Here is a 17,225-nt window from a genome sequence, read left to right as displayed (position 1 = left end):
CCGCAGCCGAAGCGCATCCACGAAGCGCCCGCAGGTTGTTGGCTCACTATGCGCTCGGCCTCGGCCTCGCCTACGTCCTCGCCGTCCTCGACGCATCGGCTGTCTTGATTCCGCTCAGAGGCCACACCTACGTCGACTTCGTCGAGAAAAACATGGCATTGGTATCGGTGTTGGTCGTTTTGGGGACGGTCGGCGTCGCGGTGGGTGGTGTTGTCCTCCTGGCTCCCACGCTGCGATGGTTCGTCCCCGGCGACGAGCCCACCCCGCAGCAGCGACAGGCCGCGATCAAGCTTGGCGGCCGCCAGTCGGCCATCTTGGTAGGTGCCTGGTCAGCGTCCGGCTCGGTGCTGATGCTGATCAATCATGCTTACGGCGCCAAGATATTGCTGCCCATCCTGCTCGGTGTGCTGCTAGGTGGACCCGCCGCCGCGGGCACCGGCTTGCTGCTCGCACAACGCACCCTGCGGCCGATCATGGGAGTGGCCACCCGAGGATGTCAGCCGCGCCTGGCGGTCCCCGGCGTGTTGGCGCGACTGGTTCTGTTGTGGTTTTTGTGCAGCGCGATCCCGATCGGGGTGATTGCCGCCTTTGTCGTACTGCGGTCCTATGGCTGGCTGATTCAGGAGTCGGCATCGTTGGATGTGCCCATTTTGGTGGTGTCGCTGGCAGCGCTGCTGCTTGGGCTGCCGACGATGATCCTGACGTCGCGATCCATTTCCGATCCGCTCGACGAGATCGTCGATGCGATGGCGCAGGTCGAACGCGGCAACATTGCAACCTACGTCGGCGCCTACGAACGTTCCCAAATAGGGCGACTGCAAACCGGATTCAACCGGATGGTCGCCGGGCTCGAGGAACGGGAGCGGCTGCGTGACCTGTTCGGCCGGTACGTCGGAACGGATGTCGCCCGCCGCGCCATCGAAGAGGGCTCGGCGCTGTCGGGCGACGTGGTGGAGGCGGCAGTCCTCTACATCGACTTGGTGGGTTCGACGCAGTTGGCCGAAAATCGTCCGCCGCAGGAGGTGGCCCACGTGCTCAACGACTTCTTCCGGATAGTCGTGGACGCCGTGGACGAATATCAGGGTCTGGTCAACAAGTTCGAGGGTGACGCGGCGCTGGCGATCTTCGGAGCGCCGCTGCGCACCAGCCGACCGGCGTCGGCGGCGCTGGCGACGGCGCGTGCGCTGGCGACCCGGTTACACGAGCTGCCCGTGGTCGACTTCGGGATCGGCGTGTCGGCAGGACGGGTGTTTGCCGGCAATATCGGCGCCGAAAACCGGCACGAGTACACCGTTGTCGGCGACGCCGTCAATGAAGCCGCGCGGCTGGCCGATCTCGCCAAAACATCGGACCGGCGGATCCTGTGCTCGGCGGCGGCCGTCGAGCGCGCCGCCGAGGACGAGCGTGGACGCTGGGCCGAGTGCTATTCCACGGTGCTGCGTGGCCGCTCCGAAGCCACGCACGTCTCGGCACCCGTCGGCGATGCGAAGCTAGGCTAGGCGTTGGGGGGACGGGTCGCCGCCGGCGACACCGACACCGATGCCGGTGCGGGTGCACTCGTCGATACCGCGGTCTGGCTGGCGGGGGCGCCCGGCGCCTGGCTGACCGCGATGGTGCGCATGTGTGCGCCGGGCAACTCATCGGCTGTGGTGGCGGCGAATTCGACCCGCAGATCGTAGAGATGATCGGCTGTCTGGTATTTGAAGGCGATCGGAATGTAGGGTTGCTGCTCGAAGCCGGCCACCATGTTGGGTGTGCCGAAGACGGCTCCGACGTCGGTGGCGGTGCTGTCCCAGGTCCATCCTTCGGGTAGTTTGCCCCGGTAGAGGTATTTCTGTTCGCGGATGTCGTTGTACAACACGACGCTCACCACGGTGCCGTGTTCGTCAGGAACCAGCCCGAACCCCTCGCTGGGGACTCGGACGATATCGGTCAGCGCGCGGATGTCCTGCGGGTCGGGGGTTGACTGCTGGCAGAGTTTGGGGTCTCCGTAGCAAACCCGGCCGGGTCCGCCCGGCGCCGAGTTGAGGTAGTCCCGCAACGTCGCGTCGGTGAGCATGTTTTTTCCCAACGCCCATTGCCAGATCTCGCCACTGGGGGTTGCCGGCACCGCTGCCGCCGGCACTGAGATGACCGCCCACGCCGAGGTCACTACCGCTAGGACCGCCGCCAACGCGAGGCAGTACCTGCGTATCAGTCGAGCCATATCGGAAGTATGGCCGCGCAACCGCGATCCGTCACGATTTCGACACCTTCAGGGCGGCGATGACCTTACTGATCGTTGCCGCTGAGCCGGCATCACCGATGGGTGTCGCGCCCATGAAGGTGGTGACCGGTTTGGTGTCCACCGCGACGATGGTAACGGTGTCACCCTTCACGTGGCGTGAGGTGTCGGCGATCGTGATGTCGGCGTCCACGCGGGCGGCCTTGACTCCGTCGACGGTGATCGACGACGTCTTCGTCGGCCCCAGGGTGGGCTGGGACTGCGAATAGCCCGGGCCGCTGGCCACACATTGCATCAGCTTCGAGGCTTGCTTGCCGACGTCCATGCTGGAGACGAAGTTGGTGATCGCGACTTCGGCCTGCATCATCCACTGGCTGGCGCCGGGCACCTCTTGGCCCACACCTACCGCGTCGATCAGATTAGGGCTCTGGTCGTCGGAGAACGGTGCCCATCCCGGTGCCACGCTGGCCGGAAACGACAGTTTGCCGGCGCTGATCGTGCCGTTCTCGGGTTTGTCGCCGCCGGACACGTTGGGCGTGCAGTCGGTCGCGGTCTGCTGAGAACCGTTGGGCCCGGAGCTCGGGGCGCCCGTCGTCGCCGAGGGACTCGGGGAGTTGGCGGTGACCGAGCTGTTGCGGTGGTTGAGCACCACCACCAGGACGATTACCAGCGCGATCACGCCCACCAGCGCGACGCCGGCGAGGATCAGCCACGGCACCTTCGAGCCGGGCGGCTTCGGCGGTGGTCCGGGCGGGTACTGCCCCGGGGGCCAGCCGGGCGGATATTGCTGGCCGGGTTGCGGATATTGCTGGGGCGGGTAGGGGGGCGCGCCGTAGGGATCCGTCCCTTGAGGGTTGGCGTACGGGCCGCCCGGCGGGTACGGGTACGGCCCGCCCTGCGGCTGGCCACCCCAATAGGGTTGCTGCCCATACTGATTCGGATCTTGGCCGTATGGGCCGCCCGGAGGTGCCGTCATCTGCTGAACCACCCTCGCTTTCAGGGACTACCTCAACCAAGGTAGCCGTGCATTCGCGCCACCGCAGATCCGCGTGACGCCGGTATCGACCGGCCTAGTCGTCGGCCGCTTCGACCTTGGCCATCGCCAACACGTCGAGGCGGCGATCGAGCTCCTCGATCGAGAGCTTGTCGCCCACCAGGCCGCGATCGATGACGGTCTGGCGGATGGTCTTTCGCTCCTTGAGTGCCTGCTTGGCGACGGCGGCCGCCTCCTCGTAACCGATGACCGAGTTCAGCGGCGTGACGATCGACGGTGACGACTCGGCCAGTTCACGCAGGTGCTCGACGTTGGCGGTCAGCCCGGTGATGCAGCGGTGGGCGAACAACGTCGAGACGTTAGTCAGCAGCTTGAACGACTCGAGGATGTTGCGGGCCATCATCGGGATGTAGACGTTGAGTTCGAAGGCGCCGTTGGCTCCGCCCCAGGCGACTGCGGCATCGTTGCCGATCACCTGCGCGGCCACCTGCGTAACCGCCTCGGGGATAACCGGATTCACCTTCCCCGGCATGATCGAGCTGCCCGGCTGCAGGTCCGGCAGCCGGATTTCGGCCAGCCCGGTCAACGGGCCGGAGCCCATCCAGCGGATGTCGTTGGCGATCTTGGTCAGCGACACCGCGATGGTGCGCAACGCCCCCGACGCCTCCACCAATCCGTCCCGGGCGGCTTGGGCCTCGAAAGAGTTCGCCGCCGTCCGCAATTCGGACAGGCCGGTCTGAGCCACCAGTACTGACACCACCTTGACGCCGAAGGCCTCGGGCGCGTTGAGGCCGGTACCGACGGCGGTGCCGCCGATCGCCAGTTCGCCCAGCCGCGGCAGCGTGGCGCGCACTCTTTCGATGCCGGCCTCGATCTGGCGGGCGTATCCGCTGAATTCCTGACCGAGGGTGATCGGGACGGCATCCATCAGGTGGGTCCGGCCCGACTTCACCACCGTCTGCCACTCAAGAGCCTTGGCCGCCAGCGCATCGTGCAAGACCTGCAGTGCCGGGATGAGATGGCTGACCGCGGCCTCGGTGGCCGCGATATGGGTTGCGGTGGGGAAGGTGTCGTTCGACGACTGCGACATATTGACGTCGTCGTTGGGGTGCACCGCAACACCGTTGGCGGCGGCGATGCTGGCGATCACCTCGTTGGTGTTCATGTTGGAGCTGGTACCCGAACCCGTCTGGAAGACGTCGATGGGGAACTGGTCGTCGTGTTGACCGTCGGCGATCTCGGCTGCGGCGGCGATGATGGCGTCGGCCATTTCCGGCGCCAGCAAGCCGAGGTCCTTGTTCACTTGCGCGCAGGCGCCTTTCAACAGGCCCAGGGCGCGGATCTGGGCGCGCTCCAGGCCCCGCCCGGAGATCGGGAAGTTTTCCACCGCACGCTGGGTTTGCGCGCGCCACAACGCTTTCGCCGGCACCCTGACCTCGCCCATGGTGTCGTGTTCGATGCGGTATTCGGGGTCCTCGGCCATAGATAGGGTCCTTGGTTGTGGGGTGGGTCAGGGGAGCGGGTAGGCGGCGTTGGTGTCGCCGGTGAAGTCGATTGCCGAGTACTCGTTGAGCTTCGAAAGCCGGTGGTAGGCCTCGATCATTCGCACGGTGCCCGACTTCGACCGCATCACGATCGACTGGGTGGTACAGCCGCCGGGGTAATAGCGCACACCCTTGAGCAGGTCGCCGTCGGTGACCCCGGTGGCGCAGAAGAAGACGTTCTCGCCGGACACCAGATCCTCGGTGGTCAGTACTCGCTCGACATCATGGCCGGCGTCCAGCGCCTTGCGGCGTTCGGCCTCGTCCTTGGGCGCCAGCTGCGCCTGGATCGCCCCGCCCATGCACCGGATGGCCGCCGCGGTGATGATGCCCTCCGGAGTGCCGCCGATGCCGGCCAGCATGTCGGTGCCCGACTCGGGGCGGCACGCCGAGATCGCGCCGGCTACGTCACCGTCGGTGATCAGCCGGATCCGCGCCCCGGTGGCGCGCACGTCGTGGATCAGCTGCGCGTGCCGTGGGCGGTCCAGGATGCACACCGTCATGTCCCGTACCGACAATTCCTTGACCTTGGCCACGGCCCGGATGTTTTCCGAAATCGGGGCGGTGATGTCCAGTACGTGTGCGGCGTCGGGGCCGACGGCGATCTTATTCATGTAGAACACCGCCGACGGGTCGAACATCGCGCCGCGATCGGCCACCGCCAGCACCGAGATGGCGTTGGGCATGCCTTTGCTCATCAGCGTGGTGCCGTCGATCGGGTCCACGGCGAAGTCGCATTCCGGGCCGTCGCCGTTGCCGACTTCTTCGCCGTTGTACAACATCGGCGCATGGTCTTTTTCGCCCTCGCCGATCACCACGACGCCGCGCATCGAGACCGAGTTCACCAGCTCACGTATCGCGTCGACCGCCGCGCCGTCGCCGCCCTCTTTGTCGCCGCGGCCCACCCAGCGCCCGGCGGCCATGGCGCCGGCCTCGGTGACCCGCACCAACTCCAGGGCCAGGTTGCGGTCCGGCGCCTCCCCGCGCGCCGGTCGGGTGGCCGAAGGGTCGGTTTTCGCAACGGTCGCCGGCGACGAACCGGATCCCTGTGCAGTCATGGTTGGTGATTGTCCCAGAAGCGAATCACGCGGCACGAGCTGGGATACTGGCCGGGTGACTGTTGAGCCGCAGCCTGCCCCGAAGCCGGCCAAACCACGGTTGCTGCAGGACGGTCGCGACATGTTCTGGTCGCTGGTGCCGCTGGTGATCGGCTGCATCGTGCTGGCGGGCCTGGTCGGGATGTGTTCGTTGCAGCCGGGCGGGACCAGCCGGGGACGGATCCCGTCCTACGACGCGGCGAGGGCATTACGGGCAGACGCCGCTACGCTGGGGTTCCCGATCCGGCTGCCGGTACTGCCCCCGGGATGGCAACCCAACTCCGGTGGTCGTGGCGGCATCGAGAACGGCCGGACCGATACGTCTGCCGGTCAGCGGCTGAACGCGGCCACCTCAACCGTGGGATACATCAGCCCGACGGGGATGTACCTGAGCCTGACTCAGAGCAACGCCGACGAGGACAAGCTGGTCGGTTCCATCCATCCGGGCATGTACCCCACCGGAACCGTCGACGTCGACGGAACCAACTGGATCGTGTATGAAGGCGCCGACAAAAACGGCGCATTCGAGCCGGTGTGGACCACCAGGCTGGCCAGCACGGCCGGTCCCACCCAGGTCGCGATCACCGGTGCGGGCAACGCCGAGGAGTTCCGCACGCTGGCCGCTGCGACCCAGTCGCAGCCGCCGTTGGCCCCGAACCGTTAGGAGAGACGTATCGTGAGCGGACCCGAAGCAGACCTGTCCGGGTGGTCGTCAACGCCCTTCACCGGTGGCGGCTACACCCACGACGTCTATCGCAAGGGGTCCGGCCCGGGAGTGGTGCTGATCCCGGAGATCCCGGGCATTCACCCCGGAGTGCTGGGCCTGGGCAACCACCTGGTGGACAACGGGTTCACCGTGGCCATCCCGTCGCTGTTCGGTGAGCCGGGCAAGGCGGTGTCGGCGGGTTATATGGCGGCTACGATCAGCCGGGCCTGCGTGGCAAGGGAATTCGCGGCGATGGCCACCGACAAGCAACGCCCGGTGGCGCAGTTTCTGCGGGCGCTGGCGCGCGACCTCAACGCGTCGACCCCCGGTAAGGGTGTCGGCGTGATCGGCCAATGTTTCACCGGCGGCTTCGCGCTGGCTGCCGCGGTCGACGACAGTGTGCTCGCCCCAGTGCTCAGCCAGCCCTCGGTGCCACTGCCGCTGACGCCCGCACAGCGTCGCGACCCCGGGCTGAGCGAATCCGAGCTTCGAGTCGTCGCCGACCGCTGCGCCAACGACGGCTTGTGCGCCATGGGGTTGCGTTTCAGCGAGGACAAGATGGCGCCGCGGGAACGGTTCGCCACGCTCAAGCAGCGACTCGGCGACGCATTCGCGGTGATCGAGATCGACTCCAGCCCGGGCAACGCGGACGGCTTCAGCCGGATGGCGCATTCGGTGCTCACCGACGAGGTCCGCGAGGTGGACGGTCAGGCGGCATACGAAGCCCGCAAGCGCGTGGCCGAATTCCTCACGGATCGACTGAGTCAGTAGTCGCGCCGGCCGGGGTGTTCCCGGTTCGGCGCGAAAGCCACTTGCGACGGGTGGGTGGGTCGTGGTGCTGCTTGAGTTCGACCCCCTTGTACACCGCCAGGTAGACGTCGATGGTGGTGACGATGAGGATCATCAGCACCGGACCGATGATGATGCCCCACGGGCCGAACATGCCGATGCCCGCGAACACCGAGAGCAACATCAGCGCCGAGTTCAGCCGGGCGTCGCGCGGAACCAGGATCGGTCGTAAGAAGTTGTCGATGTTGGTGACCACCAGCAGGTGCCAGAGCACCACGAACACGCCGCCCGCGATGTTGCCGTAGAAGATCATCCCGATGCCGAACGGGATCGTCACGATCCCGCCGCCCAGCGGAATGATCGACAGCGCGGTCAGCACGATCGCGAAGATGAAGAACCCGTGGTGAAACCCGGCGAGGTAGATGGACGCGGCGCCGGCCACCCCTTGGCACAGGGCGATGACGAACTGGCCGTTGACGGTGCCGCGAACCATCGAGCCCATCTTGCGCAGGTACAAGTCGGTGACTTCCTCGCCCAGCGGGTTGAGCTGGCCGATCAGCGTCCGTAACTTGTCCCGGTTCAACAGCAGTGCCACGAAGACATACAGAAAGATGATGGCGGACGTGATTGCGCCGGCGAGGCTTCCGGCCGCGCCCTGCAAGACATGCAGCAGCCAAGTGCCGACGGTGCGAGCCGCAGAAATCATCGTGTTTCGCAACATCTCGGGAGTCACGGTCACATGCAGGAACGGCACCCGGGCCAGCAAGTCGTTGACCAGGTGCAGAACCTTGTCGCCGAGCTGGCTGGGATCGGTGGTCTTGAACCACTCGGCGACGTTGTCGACCATCCGGGCGACCTGGACTATGGCCAGCACCACCAACAGCGCGACCGGAATGAACACACTGGCCAATGCCGTCAACACCGTGCACGTGGCCGACAAGCCGGTGCTCAGCCGCTTGTTGAACCAATTGAACAGTGGCGTGAACAGATACGCGCCGACCGCCGCTACCACGATGAGCACGAAATAGTCACGCAGGAAGTACGCGCCGAACAGCAGGGCGACCAGGGTGAGGACCGCCAGCGCACGTTTCTGGCTGAGCGTGAATTCGGTATTCATGCCTAGGCCCGGCCGCCCTCCGCATCGATGTTGAGCGTCACCCTAACCGGCGGCCCCCGGCCGGGGTCGAGATTTTTCGGTGCCCGCGTGGGATCCGAACTCCGCTCGCGGTGAACATGGCGAGCCCGTGCTCAAGACTCACGGCGTGTCCTCATTGGAATCGGATGGGCAGCCAGGACTAGAGCGCCGGAGTGCCTGGACGTTGCTCGCGGTTGTCGTGAAGGGGCTGTGCCAAACCTGCTAGCTGACACGAAAATTGGCAACTACCTCACAAAAATTATCGTCGAGTAGGGAGTTCGGAAGGACATGTTCGATTATCGTCCCGAAGCAAATGCTATTCTAGCAAACTGTTAATACGGCTGTATGATTTGACACGACGGGCCGCCATCAGCGCTAGCGACTGTCCGGCGCGAGGATTATCATCGATCTTCATCTGCCGCCATAAGCGTCTGCGTGGTGTCGATTTTACTCCCGGGATAGATATATCGATATGTCCCGTACTGGATTTGGGACAAAGCTGATCGACTAAGGCACTCACGATTCCTCAACCGCCTTGGTCCACTGCTGCGGATCCACCCTGGTTATCGCGCACGTTCTCATGCCGCGGCGAGTGCGTCGAAGCCGCCTGGCTGTTAGCTGCTTGACTAAAGATTTAATCATCGCAGGGTGCTGCCTATCTGACTGGATATTTCGGGAAAATCCGCTAGACATGGCGTTAGTCGGCGGCGGTGCCCACGTTGCCGCCAACGACATCGTCGGCTGGCGGATGCACCTATCGCACCGATTTACCTGATCGTTGGCGGTCCATTGCAGTGGGAGCGGCCCCCATCTGGCCGCGGCCACGGAATTACTTTGACGCAACGAATAAATCCAGCCGCCACAGTATAGAGGGGATTCAGCTGATCTTCGATCGGATTTTTCAATAAACTGATACACCTCGATTATTAGAAAGCGTTAGAGATACATCGATGGGTTGCCGATACCGTCATTCCAGGAAATCAAAGCGGCCGTCGGTAGGCATTAGGCATGCACCGCAACCGCGGTCTGGTGTTTGCGAGCCGTATCTGGTATAGCGTGGTGTTTGCCGCTCGAGCCGACCATTATGACATGCGAGTCTGTACCCAGTCTGGGCGCTCCGCGTACGGGCACATACTACTCATCAAGTAGTCCAGCAGTGGCGCGTTAAAATCGAAGCTCTCAGCGCTCGATTAGCGAACTGTCAGCAAGCTAGCAATTAAATCACATACTAACTTCAGATTCGCGCGTTACTATTGTCGCTAGCCAGCACATCGAGGCGTCATGCCAGAACATGAGCAAAGCAGAATTCACCTATTACTTTGCTGGGCTACGAGGTTTCGGCGATGGCGTGCGATGTTGTCCCGGTGATCGAGGCGCACCCGGCTGCTCGCGGCGTTGTGCTCGGTGGTCGTCATGGACGCGATGGTGTCCGCCGAACACGCCCGGCAGCCGCGATGTCTCGACCAGCAGACCGGCAGCAAGCCGACAGTGGTTCAAACAGGATGTGAGGAACTCGGAGTGGCAACTTCAGATCGTTCTAGCAGGCATGCGGCATCCCTCGTTGAGGGTGAGATCGTTGAGGAGTCCGATCTGGGCTCCATCCGGCGTCTGACGGGCGACAACTTTCCGATACTGCGCGGAATGTCCATCAAACGGGTGGTCATCCATCCGGGTGCGATGCGTACACCGCACTGGCACGCCAACGCCAACGAGTTGACCTATTGCGTCTCCGGAACGTCGCTGGTCTCAGTCCTTGACGCCTATAGCCAGTTCGCCAGCTTTGTCGTCAGCGCCGGAGACATGTTCCACATCGATTCGGGATCGCTGCACCATATCGAAAACATCGGGGAGGACGTGGCGGAGTTCATCATCGCCTTCCGCAGCGAGCGCCCAGAGGATTTCGGTCTGGGCGCGGCGTTCGGAGCAATGACCGACGCGGTGCTGGGCAACACCTACGACCTGCCGGCGTCGGACTTCGCTGCACTGCGCCGCGACACCACCGATCGTGCGCTGGCGGCCCGGGTCGGCAAGCCGAATGTGCCTGCCACCGCTTGGTTTAACGATCCGCACAAGTTCTCCGTGGAGGCGCAGAGCCCGCCGGTCGGCATTGCCGTCGGCTCGGCACGGCTGGCGCGGGTACAGTTCTGGCCGGCGCTGAAGGACCTGTCGATGTACTCGCTGCGAGTGCGTGAAGATGGAATGCGCGAACCGCATTGGCATCCGATCACCGCCGAGATGGGTTACGTACAAACAGGTTCCGCGCGGATGACGATCATGGATCCCGATGGATCGCTCGACACATATTACCTCAACCAGGGCGACGTGTACTTCGTCCCGCGGGCCTACCCCCATCACATCGAGGTCGTCGACGCGCCCGACATCCACTTCGCGATCTTTTTCGACCAGCCGACCCCGGGTGACATCGGGTACCGGGCGTCGGTCAGCGCGTATTCCCGCGAGGTCCTCGCCGCCACATTCAACACTCACATCGACGACCTGCCGCAATTCCCGTTCACCAACACCGATCCGCTGATCGTGACGCGAAACAACCCGCTGGATGAACGAGCGATGGGGGAGTGACGGTGTCGCCCTCGTGGGAACTTCGCTATGGATGGCCCCGGACACCGGTGCTGGCCCGCAATGTGGTGTGCACCTCGCAGCCACTCGCGGCGCAGGCCGGGTTGCGAATGCTGGCTCAGGGCGGCAACGCCGTTGATGCGGTCCTTGCGACGGCGATCACGCTGACCCTGGTGGAACCCGTGTCCAACGGCATTGGGTCAGATGCTTTCGCGATCGTGTGGGACGGCGGCCAGTTGCATGGCCTCAACGCCTCGGGTCGCTCACCCGCCGGGTGGACCCCGGAGTATTTCGGTGAGCAAGGCGTACCGAGCTTGGGCTGGAATGCGGTGACCGTGCCCGGAGCGGTGTCGGCGTGGGTTGAGTTGCACGCGCGATTTGGACGGCTGCCCTTCGCTGCCCTCTTCGAGCGGGCAATCGATTACGGGCGCAACGGGTTCCCGGTCTCCCCGACGATCGCTAAACAGTGGGCAGCACAGGTTTCGCTGCTGGAGGGTCAGCCGGGCTTCGGTGAGGCGTTCCTGCCCGACGGGCGGGCGCCGCGGGCCGGCGAGGTCTTCCGGTTTGCCGACCACGCGTGCACGTTGGAAAAGATCGCGGCCAGCAACGGGGCCGCCTTCTACCACGGGCAGCTGACGGAAATCATGGCGGCACATGCGAAGTCGCACGGTGGAGTCATGACGGTGGCCGACCTTGCTGCACACCGTGCGGACTGGGTGACACCGATCAGCCATGGTTACCGCGGCTACACGGTGCACGAGATTCCGCCGAACGGTCAGGGCATCGTCGCGTTGATCGCGTTGGGCATTCTGCGGCACTTCGACATGGCCGCGTTTGGTGTCGATTCAGCAGACAGTGTGCATGTGCAGATCGAGGCGATCAAACTGGCTTTCGCCGATGCGCAGGCCTATGTCGGCGACCCTGACTACATGCAGTTCGCCCCGGTCCAACTCCTCGACGACGAGTACTTGGCCGCCAGGGCGGCCCAGATTGACATGCGGCTGGCGCAGCCGTTTGACGCCGGCATGCCAAGCGGCGGAACGGTTTACCTCACGGCCGCAGACAGCGCTGGGATGATGGTGTCGATGATCCAGTCCAACAACATGGGCTTCGGTTCTGGCGTGGTGGTCCCCGGCACCGGTATCTCGTTGCACAATCGGGGCGCGAATTTCGTGGCACAGCAAGGCCATCCGAACCAGGTCGGACCCAGAAAGCGGCCCTACCACACTATCGTGCCGGGGTTTGTGACCAAGGACGGCAGCCCGGTGATGAGCTTCGGGGTGATGGGCGGCACCATGCAGCCGCAGGGCCAGACGCAAGTCGTGGTACGGATCGTTGACTACGGTCAAAATCCGCAAACCGCATGCGATGGTCCACGTTTCCGAGTGGTGCAAGGCATGCAGGTCACCGTGGAGGACGGCTTTCCCGCGTCAACCGTCGACGAGCTGACTAGACGTGGGCATGAGTTGGTTACGGTTGACGACTACAACCAATTCGGTAGTTGCCAGGCGATCTGGTGTCTGGACGACGGCTACCTAGCTGCAAGCGATCCCCGACGCGACGGCCAAGCGGTCGGGTTCTAACGTCCCTGTTGCGTTGGTTGCCGAGCCTGGCCAACCTTAGTTGGCAGAAGTCGGTCTCAGTCACCGCTGGCACTCCTACATCCGTGCGGCACCCAGGCCGACAGACTCGGCGAGCGTGCCCGGGAGGTATGCCACGGCGTACGTGGAAGGTCAGGAATGGGAAAAAGGGGGGACACGGCCCGATCCGCGCCGAGCCAGGCTATCGGAGTTGTGCGACGGCCGGTCGTTAACCTGACATCAGGCACGGGAATGGGAGCTTCAGGCGTATGGCGATCGACGACTGCGTGGTCGAAACCAGCTACGGCCCGGTCCGGGGCACCGGCGACGTGTCGGCGAAGACCTGGAAAGGCGTGCGGTATGCCGCGCCGCCGCTGCGCGACCTGCGCTTCCGGGGGCCACAACCGCCGCAGCGATGGACCGAGGTGGCCGACGCCACCAGCTTCGGCCCGGCCTGCCCGCAGCCGGTCATCCCGAACATGCCACTCGATTTGGGAGCGCCCCAGGGCGAGGACTGTCTGCGGCTGAACGTCTGGGCACCGCCCGGCACCCAACCCGGCGACGGCAAACCCGTGATGGTGTGGCTGCACGGCGGCGCCTACCTGCTGGGGTCGGGCAGCCAGCCCCTCTACGACGGCCGGCGGCTGGCCGCCAGCGGTGACGTGGTGGTGGTGACCATCAACTACCGGCTCGGAGTGCTGGGCTTTCTCGACCTGTCGTCGTTGGGCACCGCACGGCGACGTTTCGACTCCAATATCGGGCTGCGCGACGTGCTGGCCGCGTTGCAGTGGATCCGCGACAACATCGCGGGGTTCGGCGGTGATCCCGGCAACGTCACGCTGTTCGGCGAATCCGCGGGAGCGGGGATCGTCACGACCCTGCTGGCCGTCCCGGCGGCGGCCGGGCTGTTCGGGCGCGCAATCGCCCAGAGTTCGCCGGCCACCTCGGTATACGACCGCGACAGGGCCCGGCGGGCGGCGGTGTGCATTTTGGACAAACTGGGTATCGCCACGTCCGAGCCGGACCGGCTGGTCGATGTCCCCATCGCCACGATCGTCGGCGCGGCGAAAGAAGTGTTCGACGAAGTCCCGGTACGTAATCCCGGCACGCTGGCGTTCGTCCCGATCGTCGACGGTGATCTGTTGGACGACTACCCGGTCAAAGTGGCGCAGGAGGGCCGCTCCCAGCCCGTCCCGCTGATCATCGGCACCAACAAGCACGAGGCGGCGTTGTTTCGGTTGATGCGCTCGCCGCTGATGCCGATCACTCCGCACGCGATCACGTCGATGTTCACTCAGATCGCCGCCGAACAGCCCGACCTGCAATTGCCCACCGAGGAGCAGATCGGGCTGGCCTATTCGCGCATCCGGCGCAAGGCCCGGCCGCTGAGCATCGCCACCGATGTCGGCTTCCGGATGCCCTCGGTGTGGCTGGCTGACGGACACCGCAAGGTGGCGCCGGTATACCTGTACCGCTTCGACTATTCGACGCCGTTGCTGAAGCTGCTGCTGGTCAACGCCGCGCACGCGACCGAATTACCTTATGTCTGGGGCAATCTCGGGGGTCCCCACGACCCGACGCTGCGCCTGGGCGGCGTCAGGACCGCCAAGGCGGTTTCGGGCAGAGTGCGGACCCGGTGGGTCAACTTCGCCAGGCACGGCAAGCCCGCGGGTCCGGTGGGCGAGCCGGACTGGCCGTCGTACGACGACGCCGACCGGGTCTGCCTGGTCATCAACAGAACCGACACTGTCGCGCGCGATCTCGACGGCCACATCCGAGCTGCCTGGGGCGGCGAGGTCGTCGGCTTCCGCTAGCCGTGGCTGGATCGAGAGGTGGGTGCGATGAGCGCGGGCGCCACGACGTCACGAGCGCTGGTCCTGGAGGCGCCGCGCCGCCTGGTTGTCCGGGAGCTTGCGGTGCCGGAGGTCGGCGCTGACGACGCGCTGGTGCGGGTGGAAGCCTGCGGATTGTGCGGCACCGACCACGAGCAATACACCGGAGAGCTCAGCGGTGGCTTCGCGTTCGTTCCCGGTCACGAAACCGTGGGGATCATCGAGGCGATCGGGTCTAAAGCGGCCCGGCGCTGGGGAGTTGCCGCCGGCGACCGGGTGGCGGTCGAGGTGTTCCAGTCGTGCCGTCAGTGCGCGAACTGCCTCGCCGGTGAGTACCGCCGCTGTGCACGCCACGGCCTGGCCGACATGTACGGCTTCATCCCGGTCGACCATGCGCCGGGCCTGTGGGGCGGCTACGCCGAATACCAATACCTGGCGCCCGACTCGATGGTGTTGCCGGTGCCGGCCGGTCTTACTCCCGCGGTGGCCACCTTGTTCAATCCGCTGGGAGCCGGAATACGTTGGGGTACAACGGTTCCAGGAACGGGTGCGGGTGACGTGGTCGCGGTGCTCGGACCGGGTGTCCGTGGACTGTGCGCCGCGGTGGCGGCCAAGGAAGCCGGCGCGGCATTCGTCATGCTGACCGGGCTGGGTCCCCGCGACGCCGACCGGCTGGCACTGGCTCCCGAGTTCGGCGTGGACCTCGCCGTCGACGTCGCGACGGACGACCCGGTGGCGGCGCTGCATAATGCGACAGGTGGGCTGGCCGACGTCGTCGTCGACGTCACCGCCAAGGCGCCGGCAGCGTTCGCACAGGCGATCGCGCTCGCGCGGCCCGCCGGAACGGTCGTGGTCGCGGGCACCAGAGGCGCCGTCGCCGGGGTTCCCGGATTCTCGCCGGACCTGGTGGTGTTCAAGGAGCTGCGCATCCTCGGCGCGCTCGGGGTGGACGTCGTCGCCTACCGGGCTGCGCTGGCGCTGCTGGCATCGGGGCGCTACCCGTTCGAGAGCCTGCCACGATGCTGCGTGCGACTCGAGGACGCCGAGGACCTGCTCGCCACCATGGCCGGTGAGCGTGCCGGTCTGCCGCCCGTGCACGCAGTGATCACCCCGTGAGTCCGGATCGGGCTGGCCTGCGCTTCGTCGTCATCGGCGCCGGAATGGCCGGAGTGCTGGTCGCCATCAAGCTGCGCGAGGCCGGCTTCACCGACGTCGCGGTGTATGAGAAAGCGGACCGGCTGGGCGGAACCTGGCGGGAGAACACCTACCCCGGGATCGCCTGCGATGTGCCGGCACACCTGTACACCTACAGCTTCGCGCCGAATCCGGAATGGAGCCACGCGTTCGCACCCGGCCCCGAGATTCTCGCGTACTTCGAGGCCGTGGCCCGCCGCTATGGCGTCGACGAGTTGATCCGCTACGGCCGTGAGGTCCGCCGCCTCGAGCACGACGGTAGCCTTTGGCGCATGGCCCGAAGACGACGCCGATCGGCTGGACTGGGCCATCGACGGACACGAGAATGTGGTGGCCGAAGTCGCCGCCGCGTTGCGCATCAGTCGTGGCCGGGCGGCGGGGCGGTTGCGCCACGCGATTGCGTTGCGGGAGCGCCTGCCCTGGGTTGCTGAGGTCTTCGCGCGCGGCGATATTGACTTCCGGTTGATCGCTGCGGTGGTTTACCGCACTGGGCTGGTCGACGACCCCGAGCTGATCGCGGAATTGGACGCCGCGCTGGCCCGGCACGCCTCGCGATGGATGCGACTGTCGGCACCGAAATTGGTTGAGCGCATTGATATGTGGGTTGCGCGATTTGATCCGGCTGGTTTGCGCGTGCCGGGAGGGCGCACCGAGGACCGTTACGTCGAGTTCGGTCCGACACATCCAGGGCTGGCCGGAATGTTCGCGCAGCTGCACGCTACCGACGGGGCCGCGCTGGATCGCAGGCTTGACGCATTGGCCGATACGGTCTGCGGGGACGACCCGCGCACCAAGGACCAACGCCGTGCCGATGCCCTGGCAGCCCTCGCTGCCGGATCGGAGGTCTTACGGTGCCAGTGTGGGGCTTCGGATTGCCCAGCGGCACAACGACGCCCGGCCACGAGCGTGGTGATTCATGTACTGGCTGAGCAGGCTGCCGTCGACGGCGATTCGCAGGCGTTGTCCTATCTGCCGGGGTTCGGCCCGCTAACGTCGGCTTTGCTGCGGGATTTGGCCGGTCATGCCAGGAGCAAGCCCTTGCCGATACCGCAGGCTCGTCCGGAAGCCGGATATCGGCCCTCTGCGGCATTGGCTGAATTCATCCGTTTCCGGGATCTTACGTGCCGCTTTCCCGGGTGCGATCAGCCGGCGCAGGTGTGCGACATCGACCACACCGTGCCCTATCCGCGAGGTCTGACTCATCCGTCGAACTGCAAGCTGCTGTGCCGCTACCACCATTTGCTGAAGACCTTCTACAGCGGGTGGCAAGACCGTCAAGAACCGGACGGAACCGTGATTTGGACTTCGCCGACCGGTCATGAGTACACAACCGAACCTCTTGGCGCCCAGCTCTTTCCCGCACTAGGAATGCCGACGGGCATACTGGCACCGCCTCCGGCTGTGCCGCCGCCGGGGGACAAGCGCGGACTGATGATGCCAACTCGCCGCCGAACCCGTGCCCAGGAACGGGCCGCGCGGATCAGCCGGGAGCGCGGCATCAACCACGCCCGGATGGCGGCTGACCCGCCGCCCTTCTAGCTCACAACATCGGGGAG

Annotated in this window: 14 protein-coding genes; 9 read left to right on the top strand and 5 right to left on the bottom strand. The window is 65.4% G+C overall.

Annotated features, from left to right (window positions below; genetic code table 11):
* The first annotated feature begins 38 nt into the window (after positions 1 to 38).
* On the top strand, positions 39 to 1,499 hold the full coding sequence (locus tag EET10_RS21790) for an adenylate/guanylate cyclase domain-containing protein (protein ID WP_036402199.1): 1,461 nt from the start codon (positions 39 to 41) through the stop codon (positions 1,497 to 1,499).
* On the opposite strand, the gene EET10_RS21785 is transcribed toward EET10_RS21790, so the two are convergent.
* The 4 genes from EET10_RS21785 to glpX form a co-directional block, all read right to left on the bottom strand.
* A complete protein-coding gene (locus EET10_RS21785) occupies positions 1,496 to 2,206 on the bottom strand; it encodes a hypothetical protein (RefSeq protein ID WP_136624753.1) in 711 nt (236 codons plus the stop codon). The two genes, EET10_RS21790 and EET10_RS21785, sit on opposite strands and share 4 nt — an antisense overlap.
* Before the next feature lie 31 nt (positions 2,207 to 2,237).
* Positions 2,238 to 3,200: a hypothetical protein gene (locus tag EET10_RS21780; protein ID WP_063467804.1), complete on the bottom strand. Its 963-nt coding sequence runs from the start codon at positions 3,198 to 3,200 to the stop codon at positions 2,238 to 2,240.
* 94 nt (positions 3,201 to 3,294) lie between these two features.
* Positions 3,295 to 4,701: a class II fumarate hydratase gene (locus tag EET10_RS21775; RefSeq protein WP_036401719.1), complete on the bottom strand. Its 1,407-nt coding sequence runs from the start codon at positions 4,699 to 4,701 to the stop codon at positions 3,295 to 3,297.
* A 27-nt stretch (positions 4,702 to 4,728) separates the two neighbouring features.
* Positions 4,729 to 5,817, bottom strand: a complete 1,089-nt coding sequence (gene glpX / locus EET10_RS21770) for a class II fructose-bisphosphatase (RefSeq protein ID WP_063467796.1) — start codon at positions 5,815 to 5,817, stop codon at positions 4,729 to 4,731.
* Positions 5,818 to 5,872: 55 nt separating this feature from the next.
* On the opposite strand from glpX, the gene EET10_RS21765 reads away from it, so the two are divergent.
* Positions 5,873 to 6,520 (top strand): DUF4245 domain-containing protein, encoded by a 648-nt coding sequence (locus EET10_RS21765; RefSeq protein ID WP_063467797.1) that lies wholly within the window; start codon positions 5,873 to 5,875, stop codon positions 6,518 to 6,520.
* Positions 6,521 to 6,532: 12 nt separating this feature from the next.
* On the top strand, positions 6,533 to 7,333 hold the full coding sequence (locus EET10_RS21760; RefSeq protein ID WP_036401710.1) for a dienelactone hydrolase family protein: 801 nt from the start codon (positions 6,533 to 6,535) through the stop codon (positions 7,331 to 7,333).
* On the opposite strand, the gene EET10_RS21755 is transcribed toward EET10_RS21760, so the two are convergent.
* Positions 7,311 to 8,468: an AI-2E family transporter gene (locus tag EET10_RS21755; RefSeq protein WP_036401707.1), complete on the bottom strand. Its 1,158-nt coding sequence runs from the start codon at positions 8,466 to 8,468 to the stop codon at positions 7,311 to 7,313. The two genes, EET10_RS21760 and EET10_RS21755, sit on opposite strands and share 23 nt — an antisense overlap.
* 1,536 nt (positions 8,469 to 10,004) lie before the next feature.
* Between EET10_RS21755 and EET10_RS21750 the strand changes: the two genes are divergently transcribed.
* The 6 genes from EET10_RS21750 to EET10_RS21725 all read left to right on the top strand — a co-directional run bounded on the left by EET10_RS21750 (position 10,005) and on the right by EET10_RS21725 (position 17,208).
* On the top strand, positions 10,005 to 11,066 hold the full coding sequence (locus EET10_RS21750; protein WP_036402197.1) for a cupin domain-containing protein: 1,062 nt from the start codon (positions 10,005 to 10,007) through the stop codon (positions 11,064 to 11,066).
* Positions 11,063 to 12,646 carry a gamma-glutamyltransferase family protein gene (locus tag EET10_RS21745; protein ID WP_063467798.1) on the top strand — a complete coding sequence of 528 codons (1,584 nt, stop codon included), beginning with the start codon at positions 11,063 to 11,065 and terminating at the stop codon, positions 12,644 to 12,646. Before EET10_RS21750 ends, EET10_RS21745 begins: the two co-directional genes overlap by 4 nt.
* A 266-nt stretch (positions 12,647 to 12,912) precedes the next feature.
* Positions 12,913 to 14,457: a carboxylesterase/lipase family protein gene (locus tag EET10_RS21740; protein WP_122502490.1), complete on the top strand. Its 1,545-nt coding sequence runs from the start codon at positions 12,913 to 12,915 to the stop codon at positions 14,455 to 14,457.
* 27 nt (positions 14,458 to 14,484) lie between these two features.
* Positions 14,485 to 15,591, top strand: coding sequence for a zinc-dependent alcohol dehydrogenase (locus tag EET10_RS21735; RefSeq protein ID WP_036402196.1), 1,107 nt, complete (start codon positions 14,485 to 14,487; stop codon positions 15,589 to 15,591).
* Positions 15,588 to 16,100, top strand: coding sequence for an FAD-dependent oxidoreductase (locus EET10_RS31095; RefSeq protein ID WP_051490421.1), 513 nt, complete (start codon positions 15,588 to 15,590; stop codon positions 16,098 to 16,100). The genes EET10_RS21735 and EET10_RS31095 overlap by 4 nt, the downstream gene beginning before the upstream one ends.
* A complete protein-coding gene (locus tag EET10_RS21725; protein WP_051490419.1) occupies positions 16,000 to 17,208 on the top strand; it encodes an HNH endonuclease signature motif containing protein in 1,209 nt (402 codons plus the stop codon). Before EET10_RS31095 ends, EET10_RS21725 begins: the two co-directional genes overlap by 101 nt.
* The last annotated feature ends 17 nt before the right edge of the window (positions 17,209 to 17,225 follow it).

It is taken from the genome of Mycobacterium pseudokansasii (genome assembly GCF_900566075.1).
Classification (GTDB): Bacteria; Actinomycetota; Actinomycetes; order Mycobacteriales; family Mycobacteriaceae; genus Mycobacterium; species Mycobacterium pseudokansasii.
The sequence above is the reverse complement of the archived record's forward strand: the minus strand, read 5'-3'. Positions and strand labels throughout refer to the sequence as shown.